Here is a 20,732-nt window from a genome sequence, read left to right as displayed (position 1 = left end):
GATGCGTAAGTCAGTTATTGCGATCATCATCATCGTACTGGTCGTGCTCTACACCTCCATCTTTGTGGTGAAAGAGGGCGAGCGTGGGATCAAGTTCCAGTTCAGCAGCGTCGTGCGTGATGGCGACAAGCGTCCGGTGATTTATGAGCCAGGTCTGCACTTTAAGATCCCGTTCATTCAGTCAGTGAAAACGCTCGATGCGCGTATCCAGACCATGGATAACCAGGCCGATCGTTTCGTGACTAAAGAGAAGAAAGACCTGATCGTTGATTCCTATATCAAATGGCGCATCAGCGATTTCAGCCGCTACTTCCTGGCAACCGGGGGTGGCGACGTTTCTCAGGCAGAAGTGCTGCTGAAACGTAAGTTCTCTGACCGTCTGCGTTCTGAAATTGGTCGTCTGGATGTGAAAGACATTGTGACCGACTCCCGTGGTCGTCTGACGCTGGAAGTGCGTGATGCGCTGAACTCCGGCTCTGCGGGCACCGAGGATGAAGTTGAAACCCCGGCGGCAGACGATGCGATTGCCAAAGCGGCTGAACGTGTTCAGGCTGAAACCAACGGTAAAGTGCCGGTGATCAACCCGAACAGTATGGCGGCGCTGGGCATCGAAGTGGTTGATGTGCGCATCAAGCAGATCAACCTGCCAGCGGAAGTGTCCGAGGCGATCTACAACCGTATGCGCGCCGAGCGTGAAGCGGTAGCCCGTCGTCACCGTTCACAGGGTCAGGAAGAAGCGGAAAAACTGCGCGCGGCAGCGGACTATGAAGTCACCAAGACGCTGGCGGAATCTGAGCGCCAGGGTCGTATCCTGCGCGGTGAAGGTGATGCCGAAGCGGCTAAACTGTTTGCTGATGCATTCAGCCAGGATCCAGACTTCTACGCCTTCATCCGTAGCCTTCGCGCTTACGAGAATAGCTTCAAGAGCAACCAGGATGTGATGGTGCTCAGCCCGGACAGCGATTTCTTCCGTTATATGAAGACGCCGACCAACGCAACGCGATAAACTCAGGCTCGTTTGAGTATTCAAACCACCGCTCTTCACGGAGCGGTGGTTTTCTTTTATAAGGATGAAAAATGAACTCCACGATCTGGCTCGCACTGGCCCTGGTTTTGGTGCTGGAAGGCCTCGGCCCGATGCTCTATCCGCGCGCATGGCGCCGGATGATCGCGACAATGAGCCAACTCCCGGACAATATTTTGCGTCGTTTTGGCGGTGGTCTTGTGGTTGCCGGTATCGTTATCTACTACATGTTGAGGAAAACGATTGGCTGATCAAAAACTAACCGCAATTGGCATATTTTAGGGTCAAAAAGTGCTGTATATCTGAAAAAGCGATGGTAGAATCCATTTTTAAGCAAACGGTGATTTTGAAAAAATGGGTAACAACGTCGTCGTACTGGGCACCCAATGGGGTGACGAAGGTAAAGGGAAGATTGTTGATCTTCTGACTGAACGGGCCAAATATGTTGTACGCTACCAGGGCGGTCACAACGCGGGCCATACTCTCGTAATCAACGGTGAAAAAACCGTCCTCCATCTTATTCCATCAGGCATTCTTCGCGAAAACGTCACCAGCATCATCGGTAACGGCGTTGTGCTGTCTCCCGCTGCGCTGATGAAAGAGATGAAAGGTCTGGAAGACCGTGGTATCCCTGTTCGTGAGCGTCTGCTGCTCTCCGAAGCCTGCCCGCTGATCCTGGATTATCATGTGGCGCTGGACGTGGCGCGTGAAAAAGCGCGTGGCGCGAAAGCGATCGGCACCACCGGTCGTGGTATCGGCCCGGCTTACGAAGATAAAGTGGCTCGTCGCGGTCTGCGCGTGGGTGACCTCTTCGACAAAGCGACCTTCGCTGAAAAACTGAAAGAAGTGATGGAATATCACAACTTCCAACTGGTGAACTTCTACAAAGCCGAAGCCGTTGACTACCAGAAAGTGCTGGATGACGTCATGGCGATTGCTGATATTCTGACCGGTATGGTTGTTGATGTGTCCGATCTGCTGGACCAGGCGCGCAAGCGTGGCGATTTCGTCATGTTTGAAGGTGCGCAGGGTACGCTGCTGGACATCGACCACGGTACCTATCCGTACGTAACGTCCTCTAACACCACCGCGGGTGGCGTGGCAACCGGCTCCGGTCTGGGCCCGCGTTATGTCGATTACGTTCTGGGCATCATCAAAGCGTACTCCACTCGCGTGGGTGCAGGTCCATTCCCGACCGAACTGTTTGATGAGACCGGCGAGTTCCTCTGCAAGCAGGGTAACGAATTTGGCGCGACCACCGGTCGTCGTCGTCGTACCGGCTGGCTGGACGCCGTTGCCGTACGTCGCGCAGTGCAGATCAACTCCCTGTCTGGCTTCTGCCTGACCAAGCTGGACGTACTGGACGGCCTGAAAGAAGTAAAAATCTGCGTAGGCTACCGTATGCCTGATGGCCGCGAAGTGACCACCACTCCGCTGGCTGCTGACGACTGGGAAGGCATTGAGCCAATCTACGAAACTATGCCGGGCTGGTCTGAGACCACATTTGGTGTGAAAGAGCGTAGTGGCCTGCCAAAAGCCGCGCTGGACTACATCAAGCGCATTGAAGAACTGACCGAAGTGCCGATCGATATTATTTCTACCGGCCCGGATCGTACTGAAACGATGATCCTGCGCGACCCGTTCGACGCATAATCTTCGTGACTGCTGGCCTGCGGGGAAACCCGTAGGCCGGATAAGCGCAGCGCCATCCGGCGACCGCTCCTGGATCTCCGCTTTTTCGCCCCGTCTGTCAAATAAATTAGCCGCTAACTATCTGGCTGGTTTATCATCATTAATGAATATCTCTGCGGTTTGACCGCGTTTTCCCTTTTTCCTGAGGTTGATGTGCAGTTAACAAGTTTCACCGATTACGGCTTACGCGCGCTGATTTACATGGCGTCGTTACCCGATGGGAAGATGACCAGCATCTCTGAAGTCACAGAGGTGTACGGTGTGTCCCGTAATCATATGGTCAAAATAATCAATCAACTTAGTCGTGCCGGATACGTTGCTGCCGTCCGCGGGAAGAATGGAGGGATCCGTCTCGGTAAACCGGCGCAGAGTATCCGTATTGGCGATGTGGTACGTGAACTGGAGCCGCTCTCTCTGGTGAACTGTAGCAGCGCGTTCTGCCACATTACGCCCGCTTGCCGCCTGAAACAGGCGCTTTCAAAGGCCGTGCAAAGTTTTCTCAAGGAACTGGATAACTACACGCTGGCCGATTTGGTTGAAGAGAATCAACCGCTTTATAAATTATTGCTGGTGGAATGAAGAAAATTTCCACCGGAGCTGACAACGGAGGAACCGACATGTCACAAGATCCTTTCCAGGAACGCGAAGCCGAAAAATACGCGAATCCTATCCCCAGCCGCGAGTTCATCATTGAACACTTAACAAAACGCGAAAAACCCGCCAATCGTGAAGAACTTGCCGTTGAATTAAACATAGAAGGTGAAGAGCAAATTGAAGCCCTTCGCCGCCGCCTGCGCGCCATGGAACGTGACGGGCAACTTGTCTTTACTCGTCGCCAGTGCTACGCGCTGCCAGAACGCCTCGACCTGCTGAAAGGCACCGTTATTGGTCACCGCGATGGCTTCGGCTTCCTGCGCGTGGAAGGGCGTAAAGACGACCTGTACCTCTCATCCGAACAGATGAAGATGTGTATTCACGGCGACCAGATCCTGGCGCAGCCGCTGGGTGCAGACCGTAAAGGCCGCCGCGAAGCGCGCGTGGTCCGCGTGCTGGTGCCGAAAACCAGCCAGATCGTTGGCCGTTACTTTACCGATGCGGGCGTAGGCTTTGTGGTGCCGGACGACAGCCGTCTGAGCTTCGACATTCTCATCCCGCCTGAAGAGGTGATGGGCGCACGCATGGGCTTTGTGGTGGTGGTGGAACTCACCCAGCGCCCAACCCGTCGCACCAAAGCGGTGGGTAAAATCGTCGAAGTGCTGGGCGATAACATGGGCACCGGCATGGCCGTCGATATGGCGCTGCGTACCCATGAAATTCCGTATGTCTGGCCGAAAGCGGTTGAAGATCAGATTGAAAACCTGCGTGAAGAAGTGCCGGAAGAGTCCAAAGCAGGCCGCGTGGATCTGCGCGATCTGCCGCTGGTCACCATTGATGGTGAAGACGCCCGTGACTTCGATGATGCCGTATATTGCGAGAAAAAACGCGGTGGCGGCTGGCGTCTGTGGGTGGCCATCGCGGATGTGAGCTATTACGTGCGTCCACACACGCCGCTGGATAACGAAGCGCGCAGCCGCGGTACGTCGGTCTACTTCCCGTCGCAGGTTGTACCGATGCTGCCAGAAGTGCTCTCCAACGGCCTGTGTTCCCTCAACCCGCAGGTGGACCGCCTGTGTATGGTCTGCGAAATGACCATCTCCAGCAAGGGACGTCTGACGGGCTATAAGTTCTACGAAGCGGTGATGAGTTCTCATGCGCGCCTGACCTATACCAAGGTCTGGCATATGTTGCAGGGCGATCAGGATCTTCGCGAACAGTACGCGCCGCTGGTCAAACACATCGAAGAGCTGCACAACCTCTACAAAACGCTGGATCAGGCGCGCGAAGAGCGCGGTGGGATCTCGTTTGAGAGTGAAGAGGCGAAGTTTATCTTTAACGCTGAGCGTCGTATCGAGCGTATCGAACAGACTCAGCGTAACGATGCGCACAAGCTGATTGAAGAGTGTATGATCCTGGCGAACATCTCGGCGGCACGTTTCGTTGAGAAAGCCAAAGAGCCTGCGCTGTTCCGTATTCACGACAAGCCAACCACGGAAGCCGTAACCTCGTTCCGCTCCGTGCTGGCTGAACTCGGCCTGGAGCTGCCTGGCGGTAATAAGCCTGAGCCACGCGATTACGCCGAGCTGCTGGAATCCATCAGCGATCGTCCTGACGCGGAAATGCTGCAAACCATGCTGCTGCGCTCCATGAAGCAGGCGATTTACGATCCTGAAAACCGGGGCCACTTTGGTCTGGCGTTACAGTCGTACGCGCACTTTACCTCGCCGATCCGCCGTTATCCGGATCTGTCCCTGCACCGTGCGATCAAGTATCTGCTGGCGCACGAGCAGGGTCATAAAGGCAACACGACCGAAACCGGAGGGTATCACTACTCCATGGAAGAGATGCTGCAACTGGGCCAGCATTGTTCCATGACCGAGCGTCGTGCGGATGAAGCGACGCGCGACGTGGCGGACTGGCTGAAGTGTGACTTTATGCTGGATCAGGTGGGTAACGTCTTTAAAGGCGTGATTGCCAGCGTCACCGGCTTTGGCTTCTTCGTGCGTCTGGATGAGCTGTTTATCGACGGTCTGGTGCACGTTTCCAGCCTCGATAACGATTACTACCGCTTCGACCAGGTCGGACAACGTCTGATCGGCGAATCCGGCGGTCAGACCTACCGTCTGGGCGATCGGGTGGAAGTGAAGGTTGAAGCCGTGAATATGGACGACCGTAAAATCGACTTCAGCCTCATCTCCAGCGAGCGTGCTCCGCGTAACGTCGGCAAAACCGAGCGTGAGAAAGCGAAAAAAGGCGGTAACGGTAAAGCGGGCGGTAAGCGACGTCAGGCAGGTAAAAGAGTAAACTTTGAGCCAGACAGTGCTTTCCGTGGCGAGAAGAAACAGAAGCCCAAGGCGGCGAAAAAAGACGCTCGTAAAGCGAAAAAACCGTCGACCAAGACCCAAAAAATAGCGGCCGCGACCAAAGCGAAGCGCGCGGCGAAGAAACAGCAGGCGGAGTAATTTCCCCTCACCCTGACCCTCTCCCCAACGGGAGAGGGAAAATATTTATTACGAGAACCATCAATGAGTGAAATGATTTACGGCATCCACGCGGTGCAGGCCCTGCTGGAGCGCGCGCCGGAGCGTTTTCAGGAAGTTTTTATTCTGAAAGGGCGTGAAGACAAACGTCTGATGCCGCTGATCCACGCGCTGGAAGCGCAGGGCGTAGTGATCCAGCTGGCGAACCGCCAGTATCTGGATGAAAAAAGCGAAGGTGCTGTACACCAGGGCATTATCGCGCGCGTGAAGCCGGGCCGTCAGTATCAGGAGAACGATCTGCCGGATCTGATCGCCGGGCTGGAGAACCCGTTCTTCCTGATCCTCGATGGCGTAACCGACCCACATAACCTGGGCGCGTGCCTGCGTAGCGCCGATGCAGCAGGCGTGCATGCGGTGATTGTGCCAAAAGATCGCTCCGCGCAGCTTAACGCTACCGCTAAAAAAGTCGCCTGCGGCGCGGCGGAAAACGTCCCGTTAATCCGCGTGACTAACCTGGCGCGCACCATGCGTCTGTTGCAGGAAGAAAATATCTGGATCGTAGGAACAGCCGGTGAAGCGGATCACACCCTGTACCAGAGCAAAATGACCGGCCGTATGGCACTGGTGATGGGAGCGGAAGGCGAAGGTATGCGTCGTCTGACGCGCGAGCACTGCGATGAGCTGATCAGCATCCCGATGGCGGGCAGCGTATCGTCCCTGAACGTTTCTGTTGCGACGGGTATCTGCCTGTTTGAAGCGGTGCGTCAGCGCGGGTAGCCTGTTGTGCCGGGTGGCGGCTTCGCCTTACCCGGCCTACAAAAGCATGGTACCGTAGGCCCGGTAAGCGTAGCGCCACCGGGCAACAATCTCACTCCTCTAACGACCGTAAATGGTCATCCTTTCTCAGCGTCATCAGCGCGAAAATACTCACCACCGCCGTTGCCATCACGTAGTACGCCGGAATATCCAGATTGCCCGTCTCTTTAATCAGCCCGGTAATGATCAGCCCCGCACAGCCCGAGAAGATCGCATTCGACAGAGAATAGGCCAGCCCCAGCCCGGTATAACGCACGCGCGTCGGGAACATCTCAGACAGCATTGCCGGCCCCGGCCCTGCCAGCATCCCAACCAGACCCCCCGCAATCAGCACCACAATCGCTTTGACTGCCAGCGTACTGGATTCCGCCTGCAAAATTTTCAGCAGCGGCAGGGCGAGGATCAGCAGGAGCACGGTGGCGATAATCATCACCGTGCGCCGCCCGATCCTGTCGCTCAGCATGCCCGACGGAATGATCGTGAGCGCAAACCCAATGTTAGAAATCACCGCAATCAGTAACGCCTGGTTAAAACCGGTGTGCAGCGCAGATTGCAGATAGGTCGGCATAATCACCAGATAGGTATAACCCGCCGCAGACCAGACCATCACGCGGCCAATGCCCATCAGGATGGTTTTGAACGTGGCGGCGGTGCTGGCCTGAGTAACAACCGGTTTTTCCCGTTGCTGCACAAAGCTCGGCGTCTCTTCCATGCTCACCCGCAGCCATAGCGCGACCGCACCCATCGGCAGCGCCAGGAAGAACGGAATGCGCCAGCCCCAGTCGTGCAAGGCTTCAGGGGAGAGCAGGGCAGAGAGCAACGCGACAATGCCTGCGCCCGCTAACAGCCCGAGCGCCACGGTAAAGGACTGCCATGCCCCGTAAAGACCGCGCTTGCCGCGCGGGGCGAACTCCGTCATCAATGAGACCGCACCGCCATACTCACCGCCCGCGAACAGTCCTTGCAGAATACGCAGGAGCGTAACGATCAGCGGCGCGGCAATCCCGATACTGGCGTAGACCGGCACAATACCGATGGCAGCGGTGGCGAGCGTCATCAATACCAGCACTATAATCAGCGTCGGTTTGCGGCCAATCCTGTCGCCAATGCGGCCAAAGACCACTGCACCCAGCGGACGGAAGAAGAAAGCGATGGCGAACGAGGCCCAGGTGAGGATCAGGCTGGTGAGCTCCGCTTCCCCCTCAAGCTGGAAGAAGTTTCTGGCAATCACCGTTGCCAGAAAACCGTAGACCGCAAATTCATACCACTCGATGAAATTACCGATGGAGCCTGCAATTAATGCACGCTTGTGCGCATCCTGTTGCATAACGATCCTCACATAAACGGGGTAAGAATAAATTATTCAGCATTGGTGAAGTAATGAAATAGTTTATTCTTATGTTCTGTGAGCTATTTCACGAATGATATCAACACGATCGTCATCGTGTGACCCCCCTCCCATGCAGCGTGCATGCCCTCTGTCCATACTTACCTTTATTGCCAATGAAAGGTGGGAGACAGCATGCACTGGCAGACACATACCGTTTTTAATCAACCTGCACCGCTATCGAATAGCAACCTTTTTCTCTCTGATTGCGCCCTGCGCGATGCGGTAGCGCGCGAAGGGGCTGAGTGGGATGTGGATCTTCTTGCCAGCATCGGACAGCAGTTGGGTACGGCGGAGTCGCTGGAGCTGGGCAGGCTGGCGAACGTTAATCCGCCGGAGCTGCTGCGTTATGACGCCACGGGAGCGAGGCTGGATGACGTCCGCTTTCATCCGGCATGGCATCTTCTGATGCAGGGGCTTTGCGCCAACCGGGTGCACAACCTGGCGTGGGAGGAGGAGGCGAGGAAAGGATCGTTCGTCGCCCGGGCCGCGCGTTTTGTGCTGCATGCTCAGGTGGAGGCGGGAACGCTATGCCCGGTGACCATGACCTTCGCCGCCACGCCGCTGTTGCTACAGTCACTGCCCAAACCGTTTGACAACTGGTTAACGCCGCTGATGAGCGATCGCTACGATCCCCATCTCGCGCCGGGGGCGCAAAAGCGCGGCCTGCTGATCGGTATGGGGATGACGGAAAAGCAGGGCGGTTCGGACGTACTCAGTAATACCACCAAAGCAGAGAAATGCAGTGATGGCAGTTACCGGCTGGTGGGGCACAAATGGTTTTTCTCCGTGCCGCAGAGCGATGCGCATCTGGTGCTGGCGCAGGCGAAGGGCGGGCTTTCCTGCTTTTTTGTTCCGCGTTTTTTACCCGACGGGCAACGTAATGCCGTGCGCCTTGAGCGTCTGAAGGACAAGCTCGGTAACCGTTCAAATGCCAGCAGTGAGGCTGAGTTCCTTGATGCTTACGGCTGGCTGCTGGGCGAAGAGGGTGAAGGTGTCCGGCAAATTCTGAAGATGGGCGGGCTGACGCGCTTTGACTGTGCGCTTGGCAGCCACGGATTGATGCGCCGTGCGCTCTCGGTGGCGCTTTATCATGCCCATCAGCGGCAGACCTTCGGCAAAAATCTGATCGACCAGCCGCTAATGCGCGACGTGCTAAGCCGTATGGCGCTGGTGCTGGAGGGACACACGGCACTGCTGTTCCGACTCGCCCGGGCGTGGGACAACCGCACCGACCCGCAGGAGGCCGCATGGGCGCGGCTTTTCACTCCGGCGGCAAAATACAGCGTCTGCAAAGCGGGCATACCGTTTGTGGCAGAGGCAATGGAGGTGCTGGGCGGTGCAGGCTATTGCGAAGAGAGTGAACTTCCGCGGTTGTACCGTGAAATGCCCGTCAACAGCATCTGGGAAGGCTCTGGCAATATTATGTGCCTGGATGTACTGCGCGTGCTGGCGAAGCAGTCGGGCATTCTCGACCTGCTCGCCGATGATTTCGTGCAGGTCAAAGGTCAGGACAGGCACTTCGATCGCAGCTGGCGGCAGCTACAGCAGAAGCTGCGTAAACCGCAGGAAGCGCAGGGCAGGGAGATCGCGCGGCAGCTCTTTTTACTCGGGGCCGGAAGCCAGATGCTGCGGCACGCATCGCCGCCCGTGGCGCAGGCGTGGTGCCGCATGATGCTGGATACCCGAGGCGGCACGCTGATGAGCGAACAGGTGCAAACCGACCTGCTTCTGCGCGCCACGGGCCGGGTCGGTTAAGCCTTCAGCTGGAACAGGCTCACCAGCCGGGTGAGATGTGAACCCTTCTCGCGCAGCGTCTGTGCCGTCTGCTCGCTGCGCGAGATGCGATCGGCATTGATGTGCGATGCCTCACCGATGTGCGTCATCGCCAGATTCACCTGACCAATCCCCGCAGACTGCTCGCGGGAGGCGTGGTTGATTTCGGTGACAAGCTGGCTGATGTTATCGATATGAACAATGATGGCATCCATCGCCAGACGCGTCTGCTCAGACAGCGCATGGCCTTCGCTCACCTTGTTCAGCGTGTCGCCAATCAGCTGTTCAATCTCTTTTACCGCGTTGGCACTGCGTGCGGCCAGGGCGCGCACCTCTTGCGCCACCACTGCGAAACCTTTCCCGTGCTCGCCCGCCCGCGCCGCTTCAACCGCCGCATTGAGCGCCAGGATATTGGTCTGGAAAGCGATGGACTCAATCACGCGGGTAATGTCTTCAATGCGTTTCGATGCATCACGAATATCATCCATGGTGGAAACTGCGTGGGTCACCGTCTCTCCACCCTGATGCACCGCGCGTGAGGTTTCCCCCACCAGCTGCTGAGTTTGCTCCATGTTGGCGGCATTTTGCTGCACGGTGGCGGCTAATTGCTCCATGCTGGCGGAGGTCTCCTCAACGCTGCTGGCCTGTTTGTTGATCTGTTCAGAGATCTCGCCGGTGTCTGAAGCCAGCGCGTTAGTCCCCAGATGGATTTCGCTTGCGGCCTCGCGGACCTGCAACACAATTTTTTGCAGGCCGCCCCCGATCCCGTTGATGGCATCAATCAGCTGGCCGACCTCATCCTGGCGGGTTACCGGCAGGCTGGCGCGCAGATCGCCTGCGGCATACTGCCGGGCAAGCGCGATCACTGCGCGCAGTGGGCGGGTTAGCATCCGGCGAATAAGGATAACGAACAGGCCCGCGAAGAGCACGGATAGCACCACGCCCGCCATCAGGAAGCGATCGCGCAGCGTGGTGACGCTTGAAAGCAGTACGGCTTTATCCACTTCACCCACGATGGTCCAGTTCCAGCCCGGCAGCGGCGTGTAGGCAACTTTGAGCGTACGGCCATCTGCGCTCACGCGCTCCAGCGTGCCGGCTTTATCACTCAGAAGCTGCTGCTGTGTCGCCGTGTCCCAGTTGGGCAGTTTGCCCTCATCGCTGGCATGGAACAGATACTGTCCGCGCGTTTTGCCGCTGCTGCGATCCAGTACAAAGAAGTGGCCGCTCTCGCCCAGACGACGGTTAAGGATTTTCTCGCGCATGACGTTCCACGAATGGGTGATGTCCACGCCGACAAAGATAATCCCGATAACCTGGCCTTCCGCATTTTTAACAGGCTGGTACTGCGTGATATAGCGCTTGCCGAACAGAAGCGCGAGGCCACGATAGACCTTCCCTTTGGTGACAGCCGCAAATGCCGGGCTGGTGGTATCAAGAACGGTTCCGATGGCGCGGTCGCCATTCTCTTTGCGCAGCGACGTGGCCACGCGGATAAAATCGTTACCGCTGCGGACAAACAGCGTCGAGATGGCGCCCGTTCGGCTCAGGAAGTCATCAGAAAGCGTATTGTTTTCATGCAACTCCGTTTCGCCGCCTTTCAGCAGAGGAACGGTAAGCCCGTTTATGGTCCGGCTCTGGCTGCTGTCGCTGTTCAGCGGCTGTGGCAAAAAGGTGGTGAACAGACGGGTATAGCTTTCAACCTCTTCGCTCAGGCTGGTGTTGAACATCTCTACCATATCCACCATGCCGGTGGACTGGTTATGCAGGTCTTCAACCGCAAGATCTTCAAGCTGCTGGCTGGCGTTGTGGCTCAACAGAAAAGTGAACAGCAAAAAAAGCGTGGCGACACTTGCACCTGTTAGCAGCGATAGCTTCGTGCCCAGACCTGCCCGGCGGAAAAAGGTGATCATAAATTGCTCATTATTGAAAAGTGATGGCTGTTCAACGGCAGAGCGAAGAGAACGTTTATCTGTTTAATGTAACTGAATGTTACCTATTTGTTTTTATTAAGTTTCGGGAGGGATAAAAAATTTGCAAAAGTGAAAAGCCACTAAAATTAAGTGGCTTTTATCGGAAGGGATTATGCATAAAGAATGGCCTGCACGCGCCAGTGATTAACATGGTTATCTTCCTGCATCTGGACGATGCGATACCAGGATGCGCCCTGTTCATCGGCCTTCAGGGCGACGACACGTTCAACGTCTTGCGGACTTCCCGTGATATTATTGACGGAGATCTGACCAATCTCGTTCAGGCCCGTGACGCAATCCGCGCTGGCAAATTCGGCCGACTGCGCCGTGGTGCTCAGCAGGCCCGCTGAAAGCAATAGCGTCGTTAAAGCAAGGGTTCGTTTCATCGTCAGCTCCTTTTCACGTGTCTCCGGTATCCGCCGGGTAATCCTTCGCGAATAAACTCATTTCCATTGTTGCTGGCATGGAGTTTATTGTGGACAGGAAAATGTCTACGGACGCAAAGCAGTGTAAAGGTCGTTCAAATGATGATGCTTACTTACTGTACAAAATTCCCTGCGCGTACCACTGTCCCGTAATAATGGTTTCATCAATCATCGTGATGACGTAATAATCTGCTTTTGCGGCAACGGCCTGTGCTTCAATTGCGTCTTCTGCATCATCCGGGGAACCACGAACCATCGCGGATACGGTACCCAGGCGTTGTAATCCTTCCGTCTGATTACGACGAATTTCCTGAGGATGATTGGTAACCGGCGGCGCCGGTTCTGGCGTACCCTGCAATATGGAACATCCGCTGAGCAGTGAGACCAGCAAAAAAGCCGTAAGCCTGCGCATAAACCTGTCTCTTTTCCTGATAGCCATAGTGTAGTTGTCTGCGAATTTAGTTTTGGGGGAATGTTCCCGAAGTGTTATCTGGGACGTAGATTTCGAATGAAAATATCGTGAAACCGTAATCCAGCTCTCAACATTATGAATCATTCATCAGCACAGGATCGACAATGATTGAAATTGAAACTCGCCAGCTGAGTGAGCATGAAATCATCCATGCTTTTCCGGCTGGTAAAGGTGAACAGCCGCTGCCGACGGTAGTTTTCTATCATGGCTTTCTCTCCTCGAAGCTGGTCTACAGCTATTTTGCCGTCGCGCTGGCGCAGGCCGGTTTCCGGGTGGTCATGCCTGATGCTCCGAATCATGGGGCACGCTTTACGGGCGATGAGCAGGCGCGGCTGGGGCTGTTCTGGCAAACGCTGCACGGCAATCTGACCGAGTTCGCCGGGCTGCGTGACGCGCTCTTGCAGGCCGGGCTGGTGGAGGGGAAACGGCTGGCGGTCGCAGGCGCATCAATGGGCGGAATGACGGCGCTGGGGATCATGGCCAGGCATCCGGAGGTGACGTCCGTCGCTTGCCTGATGGGATCGGGCTACTTTACATCACTGGCAAAGACGCTGTTCCCGCCGCAGGCCCCTCAGGAGATTGAGGCCCTGTTGTCTGAATGGGACGTCAGCCATGCGCTTTCGCAGCTGGCCGATCGTCCGCTGCTTCTGTGGCATGGGGACGCCGATGACGTCGTACCGCCCGGTGAAACGTTCCGCCTGCAACAGGCGCTACAGCGCGAAGGGCTGGACAGCAATCTGACCTGCCTGTGGGGAGCAGGTGTCCGGCACCGTATTACCCCGGCCGCGCTGGAGTCAACCGTGGAATTCTTCCGTCAGCACCTTTAAACGCGCAGCACTGTGACACCCTGATCCTCCAGCTTGCTGAGGATCTCGGGGTTGGCGTTTTTGCCGGTGATCACCATGCTGATTTGCTCGGCGCGGCTGAAAAGCATGCCGGCGCGTTCACCGACCTTGCTGCTGTCGACCAGCACCACCAGTTTGCCCACTACGTTAAGCATGTTCTGTTCTGCCATTGCGGTGAGCATATCGGTTTTATACAGGCCATCCGCCGTCAGACCTTTGCCGCTGGTAAACATCCAGTGCCCGGCGTAGAGGCTGTTTTCACTGTCCTGCGGGCTAAGGGTGATGGACTGGCTCTTGTTATACTGGCCGCCCATGATCACCACGCTTTCATGTTCCTGGTCAATGAGATAGTTGGCCAGCGGCAAATAGTTGGTGATGATCTGCACCGGCTTGCCGCACATCTCACGGCCCAGCAGAAACGCCGTCGAACCGCAGTTGATCACCACGCTTTCTCCAGGATTTACCAGCTGTGATGCCGCTCTGGCAATCCGCACCTTTTCATCGTGATTCTGCGCCTGGTGGATGTTCATCGGCGTCCAGCGTGGACGCTGCTGGCTGATGGCCTCTGCACCGTTGCGGACTTTTTTCAGCTTGCCGCTCTCATCCAGCTTGTTAATGTCCCGCCGCGCGGTAGCGGGGGAGATCCCTAAACGTTCGATCACTTTCTCGACGGTGATAAACCCTGTTTGCGCCAGGAGTTCCAGTAAAATTTGATGCCGTTGCGCTTCCGTCATGAGCTATTCCGATAAGAATTGATTTGAAAAGATGATATTTGAAATAGCGTGAAATTACTAAGATAAATATGACATCGCCAGACGCAAGGTCTGGCGATTGGGCCTCAGAATCAGAGGAAGGATTTGAACGGCAGATCGGGTTCAATCGTAAAGCAATCATCGAAACCACGCGGGTAGTGGTACTCAAGATTGTCTTTATCCAGCGGCCAGGTGAACTTGCCGCCAACCTGCCAGATGAACGGCTTGAAGCCATACTTGAGGCGGTCTTTTTTCATCTCCCACAGGACGCGGATCTCTTGCGGATCGGCCTGGAAGTTTGACCAGATATCGTGGTGGAACGGGATCACCACTTTGGTGTTCAGCGCTTCGGCCATACGCAGCATGTCTGCGCTGGTCATTTTGTCGGTGATCCCGCGCGGGTTTTCACCGTAAGAGCCAAGCGCCACGTCAATCTGATGCTCGTTACCGTGCTTCGCGTAATAGTTGGAGTAGTGGGAGTCACCGCTGTGATACAGGGAACCGCCAGGCGTTTTGAACAGGTAGTTCACCGCGCGCTCATCCATCCCGTCTGGCAGTACGCCTGCGGCTTTCTGGTCGGCAGGCAGGGTGATCAGCGCGGTACGGTCAAAGGCATCCAGCGCGTGAATTTCAATGTCTTTGATTTTCACTACGTCGCCCGGCTTCATCACGATGCAGCGCTCTTTTGGCACGCCCCAGCCAATCCACAAATCCACGCAGGTCTGCGGCCCAATAAACGGTACGTCGTCCGCGCAGTTTTGTATTACCGCTGCCGCCACGTTCACGTCGATATGATCGTTGTGATCGTGGGTAGAGAGTACGGCGTCGATCTGACGAATGGCAAAAGGATCCAGCACGAAAGGCGTGGTGCGCAGGTTCGGCTGGAGCTTTTCAACGCCGGCCATACGCTGCATCTGGTGGCCTTTTTTCATCAGTGGATTGCCGTGGCTCTGTTTGCCGGTGCCGCACCAGAAATCAACACAAATGTTGGCGCCGCCTTCTGATTTCAGCCAGATCCCGGTGCAGCCCAGCCACCACATCGCAAATGTGCCAGGAGCAACCTGTTCCTGCTCGATCTCTTCGTTCAGCCAGCTACCCCACTCCGGAAAGGTACTCAGAATCCATGATTCACGGGTGATGGTTTTCACTTTACTCATCGTTTGACTCCTGGTTTTAATCAAAAGTAATCACTATATGACTTGTTGTGATTAATACTGGCACTGTTTTAATCGATTTGCAATGGCTGATTTGCGGAAAATTCCCCTCGCCACCTCACAGAAAAAACTTCATGACGTTGTTAAGATAACCATTATAAATGATTAATATATTGAAATTTAAGAATTTATTTATTTGTTTGGATTGGTAGTGAAAATCATTACTAATACCATGGAAATAAATTGCGTGATCCGTCACAAATAATCAAATGCAATCTTGTGATGATTATTTGTGATTAATAGAGTGATGACACCAACCACACAGGGATTGCCCCTCGTGTTCTCATTTTCTGGAGAGAGTTATGGAGATCCTCTACAACGTCTTTACCGTGTTCTTTAATCAGGTAATGACCAACGCCCCGCTGTTGCTGGGTATCGTGACGTGCCTGGGGTACATCCTGCTGCGCAAAAGCGTCAGCGTGATTATCAAAGGCACCATCAAAACCATCATTGGTTTTATGCTGTTGCAGGCGGGGTCTGGCATTCTGACCAGCACGTTTAAGCCGGTTGTTGCCAAAATGTCAGAGGTGTACGGCATTAACGGCGCCATCTCTGACACTTACGCGTCCATGATGGCCACCATCGATCGTATGGGGGATGCGTACAGCTGGGTTGGGTATGCGGTACTGCTCGCGCTGGCGCTGAACATCATTTACGTGCTCCTGCGCCGCATCACCGGTATTCGCACCATCATGCTCACCGGGCACATCATGTTCCAGCAGGCGGGGCTGATTGCGGTTTCTCTCTATATCTTCGGCTACCCAATGTGGACCACCGTCATCTGCACGGCAATACTGGTCTCGCTTTACTGGGGTATCACCTCCAACATGATGTATAAGCCAACGCAGGACGTTACGGACGGCTGCGGCTTCTCCATCGGTCACCAGCAGCAGTTCGCCTCCTGGATTGCTTACAAAGTCGCGCCGTACCTGGGCAAAAAAGAGGAGAGTGTTGAAGATCTCAAATTGCCTGGCTGGCTGAATATCTTCCACGACAACATCGTCTCCACGGCAATTGTGATGACCATCTTCTTCGGTGCCATCCTGCTCTCCTTTGGCATTGACGTGGTGCAGGCGATGGCGGGTAAAACCCACTGGACGGTCTATATCCTGCAAACCGGTTTCTCCTTCGCGGTGGCCATTTTCATCATCACCCAGGGCGTGCGTATGTTCGTCGCCGAACTGTCGGAAGCGTTTAACGGCATCTCCCAGCGCCTGATCCCTGGCGCGGTGCTGGCGATTGACTGTGCGGCTATCTATAGCTTTGCGCCAAACGCCGTCGTCTGGGGCTTTATGTGGGGCACCATCGGCCAGCTGATTGCGGTCGGCATCCTGGTGGGCTGTGGCTCCTTAATCCTGATTATTCCTGGCTTTATCCCGATGTTCTTCTCCAACGCCACTATTGGCGTATTTGCTAACCACTTCGGCGGATGGCGCGCAGCGCTCAAGATCTGCCTGGTGATGGGCATGATTGAAATCTTCGGGTGCGTGTGGGCGGTCAAGCTCACCGGCATGAGCGCCTGGATGGGCATGGCGGACTGGTCAATTCTGGCGCCGCCGATGATGCAGGGCTTTGCGTCCGTCGGGCTGGTCTTTATGGCCGTCATCATCCTGATTGCCCTGGCTTATATGTTCTTCGCTGGCCGTTCGCTGCGGGCTGAAGAAGATGCAGAAAAACAAACAGCAGAAGTGTCTGCTCATTAAGGAGTTTCGATTATGACCGTACGTATCCTGGCTGTGTGTGGCAATGGGCAAGGTAGCTCCATGATCATGAAGATGAAAGTGGACCAGTTTTTAACCCAGTCAAACATTGACCACACGGTGAACAGCTGCGCAGTGGGTGAATACAAAAGTGAACTGAACGGCGCGGACATCATCATCGCCTCAACGCACATTGCCGGCGAGATTAGCGTGTCGGGCAACAAATACGTGGTAGGCGTACGCAACATGCTGTCGCCTGCGGATTTCGGGCCAAAGCTGCTGGAAGTGATCAAAGAACACTTCCCACAAGACGTGAAGTAAGGATGCCACATGAAACTACGTGATTCGCTGGCAGAGAATAACTCCATCCTTTTACAAGCCGAAGCCAGCACCTGGCAGGAAGCGGTGAAGCTGGGCGTGGACCTGCTGGTTAAGGCGGACGTTGTCGAGCCGCATTATTACCAGGCCATTCTGGATGGCGTGGCGCAGTTTGGACCCTATTTTGTGATTGCCCCGGGGCTGGCAATGCCGCATGGCCGTCCCGAAGAGGGCGTCAAGAAAACCGGTTTTGCGCTGGTGACGTTGAAAAAACCACTGGTGTTCAACCACGAAGATAACGACCCGGTCGACATTCTGATCACCATGGCGGCTGTCGATGCCAACACCCACCAGGAGGTGGGGATCATGCAGATCGTCAATCTGTTTGATGATGAAGCTAATTTTGACCGTTTACGCGCCTGTCGTACCGCGCAGGACGTGCTGGATTTAATTGATAACGCCACTGCGGCGGCCATTTAAGAGGAATTGAAAATGTCATTACCAATGTTGCAGGTCGCGCTGGATAACCAGACTCTGTCTCACGCTTACGAAACCACCCGTCTGATTGCGGAAGAAGTGGACATCATCGAAGTCGGCACCATTCTGTGCGTGGGCGAAGGCGTTCGTGCGGTTCGTGACCTGAAGGCGCTCTATCCGCATAAAATCGTGCTGGCGGATGCCAAAATCGCCGACGCGGGCAAAATCCTCTCTCGCATGTGCTTTGAAGCCAACGCCGACTGGGTCACCGTGATCTGCTGTGCGGATATCAACACCGCGAAAGGCGCGCTGGACGTGGCGAAAGAGTTCAACGGCGACGTGCAGATTGAACTGACCGGTTTCTGGACCTGGGAGCAGGCGCAGGAGTGGCGCGAAGCGGGTATCCAGCAGGTGGTTTATCACCGTAGCCGTGATGCGCAGGCCGCAGGCGTGGCGTGGGGCGAAGCCGATATCAGCGCGATCAAACGTCTGGCCGATATGGGCTTCAAAGTGACCGTCACCGGTGGCCTGGCGCTGGAGGACCTGCCGCTGTTCCAGGGTATCCCGATTCACGTCTTTATTGCCGGTCGTAGCATTCGTGATGCTGCGTCTCCGGTGGAAGCGGCGCGTCAGTTCAAACGCTCAATCGCTCAGCTTTGGGGTTAAGGAGCGGGTATGTTGTCAAAACAGGTCCCGCTTGGCATCTATGAAAAGGCACTCCCTGCGGGGGAGTGCTGGCTGGAGCGGTTGCAGCTGGCGAAGCAGCTGGGTTTCGATTTTGTCGAAATGTCGGTGGATGAGACGGACGAGCGTCTTTCTCGCCTGGACTGGCGCCGCGACCAGCGTCTGGCGCTGGTGAGCGCCATTGCCGAAACCGGCGTGCGCGTGCCATCCATGTGCCTGAGCGCTCATCGTCGTTTTCCGCTTGGCAGCGAAGATGATGCTGTACGCGCCGAAGGGCTGGAGATCATGCGTAAAGCCATTCGCTTTGCACAGGATGTCGGCATCCGCGTGATTCAACCGGCGGGTTACGATGTTTACTATCAGGAAGCCAACGATGAAACGCGCCGTCGTTTCCGGGAGGGCCTGAAAGAGAGCGTTGAGATGGCAAGCCGTGCGCAGGTGACGCTGGCGATGGAGATCATGGATTATCCGTTGATGAACTCCATCAGCAAGGCGCTGGGCTATGCGCACTATCTGAACAACCCCTGGTTCCAGCTTTATCCGGATATCGGAAACCTGTCGGCATGGGATAACGACGTACAGATGGAGCTTCAGGCGGGCATCGGGCATATCGTGGCGGTGCACGTTAAAGATACCCGTCCTGGCGTGTTTAAAAACGTACCGTTCGGCACCGGGTTGGTGGATTTCGAACGGTGCTTCCAGACGCTCAAACAGACAGGTTATTGCGGGCCTTACCTGATTGAGATGTGGAGCGAAACCGCGGACGACCCGGCGGCAGAAGTGGCGAAAGCCCGGGACTGGGTGCGCGAGCGCATGGCGCGGGCAGGGCTGATGGAGGCGGAACATGCTTAAGCTGAAACAGCAGGTCTTTGAAGCCAATATGGATCTGCCGCGCTATGGACTGGTGACGTTTACCTGGGGCAACGTAAGCGCCATCGATCGCGAGCAGGGGCTAGTGGTGATTAAGCCGAGCGGCGTGGCCTATGACGCCATGGAAGCGGACGATATGGTGGTGGTTGACCTGGAAGGACACGTCGTTGAAGGCAAATGGCGCCCTTCTTCTGATACGGCAACCCACCTGGCGCTGTATCAGCGTTACCCGTCTCTGGGGGGCGTTGTGCATACCCATTCCACGCACGCCACCGCCTGGGCACAGGCCGGGCTGGCGATCCCTGCTTTGGGTACGACGCACGCAGATTACTTCTTCGGCGATATTCCCTGCACGCGAGCGTTAACGCAGGCTGAGGTCGAAGGCGAGTACGAACTTAACACCGGCAGGGTCATTATCGAAACGCTGGGTGAGACGGAACCACTGCATACGCCGGGTATTGTGGTGTACCAGCATGGTCCGTTCTCCTGGGGTAAAGATGCGCATGACGCCGTGCATAACGCGGTGGTGATGGAAGAGGTGGCCAGAATGGCGTGGATTGCGCGCGGCATTAATCCACAGCTTCAGGGCATTGATGATTACCTGATGAACAAGCATTTCATGCGTAAGCACGGCCCGAATGCTTATTACGGGCAGAAGTGAATAAGTGCTCTGGAATACCGAAACAGTTGTAACCGGTGGTATTCCGGAGCCATTCATAAAAAAAGCCCCCGGGCAGGGGGCAAATTATATATGGCTTTGATTTTCGTTGGCTTTCCTGGTGCTAGCGATAAAGCGTTACTGATAAATATCTGCACTGGCGTGCATATTACCGTTGCTGCCGGGCTCACGTGTCAGCATGACGTGATAGTATTTTGCGCCCTGCGCATCGGTTTCTTCATTAAGCGCCTGATCTGCTTCACTTTCAGTGGCGAAGTTATGATTGATGTAAATAACGCCTAAGCTCTGCACATCATCCATGTTTCTGGCCTGTTGGCTGTCTATTCTGATGGCTGCCATCGCGTTTGCACTGAGCAAAAGCGCAGCCAAAATGGCGATTGCGATTCTTTTCATGATATGCGCTCCACGACTGCGTGCTGTGATACGGGGTAATGTTCTCCTTCTCTGTTCAGTGTCTCTGATTAAAGTGTAATCGCTACCCGGGTTGCGATGGGTGACCATTTCTGATGGTGTTGTTCAAAAAAACAGCGCTTCTGATGAGTGCGATTTTAAAT

Annotated in this window: 21 protein-coding genes; 14 read left to right on the top strand and 7 right to left on the bottom strand. The window is 55.5% G+C overall.

Going from position 1 to position 20,732, the window contains the following annotated elements; genetic code table 11:
- Position 1: 1 nt before the first annotated feature.
- From hflC to rlmB, 6 genes are all read left to right on the top strand, one after another.
- Complete coding sequence (hflC, locus tag O1722_RS21030) at positions 2-1,006, top strand: protease modulator HflC (protein ID WP_003855994.1); 1,005 nt, start codon at positions 2-4, stop codon at positions 1,004-1,006.
- Between the two features lie 71 nt (positions 1,007-1,077).
- Complete coding sequence (locus tag O1722_RS21025; RefSeq protein ID WP_003855996.1) at positions 1,078-1,275, top strand: DUF2065 domain-containing protein; 198 nt, start codon at positions 1,078-1,080, stop codon at positions 1,273-1,275.
- A gap of 103 nt (positions 1,276-1,378) precedes the next feature.
- The gene (locus tag O1722_RS21020) at positions 1,379-2,677 is read left to right on the top strand and encodes an adenylosuccinate synthase (RefSeq protein WP_003855997.1); all 1,299 of its coding nucleotides are present in this window, start codon (positions 1,379-1,381) and stop codon (positions 2,675-2,677) included.
- 192 nt (positions 2,678-2,869) lie between these two features.
- Positions 2,870-3,295: a nitric oxide-sensing transcriptional repressor NsrR gene (nsrR, locus tag O1722_RS21015; RefSeq protein ID WP_003855998.1), complete on the top strand. Its 426-nt coding sequence runs from the start codon at positions 2,870-2,872 to the stop codon at positions 3,293-3,295.
- Between the two features lie 38 nt (positions 3,296-3,333).
- Positions 3,334-5,775, top strand: a complete 2,442-nt coding sequence (gene rnr, locus O1722_RS21010; RefSeq protein WP_032104769.1) for a ribonuclease R — start codon at positions 3,334-3,336, stop codon at positions 5,773-5,775.
- Between the two features lie 63 nt (positions 5,776-5,838).
- The gene (gene rlmB, locus O1722_RS21005) at positions 5,839-6,570 is read left to right on the top strand and encodes a 23S rRNA (guanosine(2251)-2'-O)-methyltransferase RlmB (protein WP_015572470.1); all 732 of its coding nucleotides are present in this window, start codon (positions 5,839-5,841) and stop codon (positions 6,568-6,570) included.
- A 91-nt stretch (positions 6,571-6,661) separates the two neighbouring features.
- On the opposite strand, the gene O1722_RS21000 is transcribed toward rlmB, so the two are convergent.
- The gene (locus O1722_RS21000) at positions 6,662-7,936 is read right to left on the bottom strand and encodes an MFS transporter (RefSeq protein WP_015572471.1); all 1,275 of its coding nucleotides are present in this window, start codon (positions 7,934-7,936) and stop codon (positions 6,662-6,664) included.
- Positions 7,937-8,131: 195 nt separating this feature from the next.
- Between O1722_RS21000 and O1722_RS20995 the strand changes: the two genes are divergently transcribed.
- On the top strand, positions 8,132-9,754 hold the full coding sequence (locus O1722_RS20995; RefSeq protein WP_032670721.1) for an isovaleryl-CoA dehydrogenase: 1,623 nt from the start codon (positions 8,132-8,134) through the stop codon (positions 9,752-9,754).
- On the opposite strand, the gene O1722_RS20990 is transcribed toward O1722_RS20995, so the two are convergent.
- The 3 genes from O1722_RS20990 to bsmA form a co-directional block, all read right to left on the bottom strand.
- The gene (locus O1722_RS20990; RefSeq protein ID WP_048974010.1) at positions 9,751-11,682 is read right to left on the bottom strand and encodes a methyl-accepting chemotaxis protein; all 1,932 of its coding nucleotides are present in this window, start codon (positions 11,680-11,682) and stop codon (positions 9,751-9,753) included. The genes O1722_RS20995 and O1722_RS20990 overlap by 4 nt on opposite strands.
- Before the next feature lie 170 nt (positions 11,683-11,852).
- Positions 11,853-12,128 carry a DUF1471 family protease activator YjfN gene (gene yjfN / locus O1722_RS20985; protein WP_017694671.1) on the bottom strand — a complete coding sequence of 92 codons (276 nt, stop codon included), beginning with the start codon at positions 12,126-12,128 and terminating at the stop codon, positions 11,853-11,855.
- Between the two features lie 148 nt (positions 12,129-12,276).
- Positions 12,277-12,606 (bottom strand): biofilm peroxide resistance protein BsmA, encoded by a 330-nt coding sequence (gene bsmA, locus O1722_RS20980; RefSeq protein ID WP_033487875.1) that lies wholly within the window; start codon positions 12,604-12,606, stop codon positions 12,277-12,279.
- A gap of 137 nt (positions 12,607-12,743) precedes the next feature.
- Here bsmA and yjfP point away from each other — a divergent pair, with 137 nt between their 5' ends.
- Positions 12,744-13,466, top strand: a complete 723-nt coding sequence (yjfP, locus tag O1722_RS20975; RefSeq protein ID WP_033487876.1) for an esterase — start codon at positions 12,744-12,746, stop codon at positions 13,464-13,466.
- On the opposite strand, the gene ulaR is transcribed toward yjfP, so the two are convergent.
- Both ulaR and ulaG read right to left on the bottom strand, forming a co-directional pair.
- Entirely contained in the window at positions 13,463-14,218 is a 756-nt protein-coding gene (gene ulaR / locus O1722_RS20970; protein ID WP_003856014.1) for an HTH-type transcriptional regulator UlaR, read from the bottom strand. The two genes, yjfP and ulaR, sit on opposite strands and share 4 nt — an antisense overlap.
- Before the next feature lie 110 nt (positions 14,219-14,328).
- Positions 14,329-15,393 (bottom strand): L-ascorbate 6-phosphate lactonase, encoded by a 1,065-nt coding sequence (gene ulaG, locus O1722_RS20965; RefSeq protein WP_033487877.1) that lies wholly within the window; start codon positions 15,391-15,393, stop codon positions 14,329-14,331.
- A 359-nt stretch (positions 15,394-15,752) separates the two neighbouring features.
- On the opposite strand from ulaG, the gene ulaA reads away from it, so the two are divergent.
- Genes ulaA through O1722_RS20935 form a run of 6 tightly spaced genes read left to right on the top strand, consistent with a single transcriptional unit; the run spans position 15,753 to position 20,160 of the window.
- Positions 15,753-17,153, top strand: a complete 1,401-nt coding sequence (gene ulaA / locus O1722_RS20960; RefSeq protein WP_479954388.1) for a PTS ascorbate transporter subunit IIC — start codon at positions 15,753-15,755, stop codon at positions 17,151-17,153.
- Positions 17,154-17,165: 12 nt separating this feature from the next.
- Positions 17,166-17,471 (top strand): PTS ascorbate transporter subunit IIB, encoded by a 306-nt coding sequence (ulaB, locus tag O1722_RS20955; RefSeq protein WP_003856022.1) that lies wholly within the window; start codon positions 17,166-17,168, stop codon positions 17,469-17,471.
- Positions 17,472-17,480: 9 nt separating this feature from the next.
- Complete coding sequence (gene ulaC / locus O1722_RS20950; protein WP_032670719.1) at positions 17,481-17,948, top strand: PTS ascorbate transporter subunit IIA; 468 nt, start codon at positions 17,481-17,483, stop codon at positions 17,946-17,948.
- A 12-nt stretch (positions 17,949-17,960) separates the two neighbouring features.
- On the top strand, positions 17,961-18,611 hold the full coding sequence (gene ulaD, locus O1722_RS20945; protein ID WP_017694667.1) for a 3-keto-L-gulonate-6-phosphate decarboxylase UlaD: 651 nt from the start codon (positions 17,961-17,963) through the stop codon (positions 18,609-18,611).
- Between the two features lie 9 nt (positions 18,612-18,620).
- Positions 18,621-19,481: an L-ribulose-5-phosphate 3-epimerase gene (locus tag O1722_RS20940; RefSeq protein ID WP_479954387.1), complete on the top strand. Its 861-nt coding sequence runs from the start codon at positions 18,621-18,623 to the stop codon at positions 19,479-19,481.
- Positions 19,474-20,160 carry an L-ribulose-5-phosphate 4-epimerase gene (locus O1722_RS20935; protein ID WP_033487879.1) on the top strand — a complete coding sequence of 229 codons (687 nt, stop codon included), beginning with the start codon at positions 19,474-19,476 and terminating at the stop codon, positions 20,158-20,160. Before O1722_RS20940 ends, O1722_RS20935 begins: the two co-directional genes overlap by 8 nt.
- Before the next feature lie 135 nt (positions 20,161-20,295).
- Here O1722_RS20935 and yjfY read toward each other — a convergent pair whose 3' ends face one another.
- Positions 20,296-20,571 (bottom strand): DUF1471 family protein YjfY, encoded by a 276-nt coding sequence (yjfY, locus tag O1722_RS20930; RefSeq protein WP_017383944.1) that lies wholly within the window; start codon positions 20,569-20,571, stop codon positions 20,296-20,298.
- Positions 20,572-20,732: the final 161 nt, after the last annotated feature.

Source organism: Enterobacter cloacae complex sp. HYC003_NIDB, from assembly GCF_056673375.1.
Note: the sequence above shows the minus strand (reverse complement) of the source record. Positions and strands in the feature narration are given on the sequence as shown.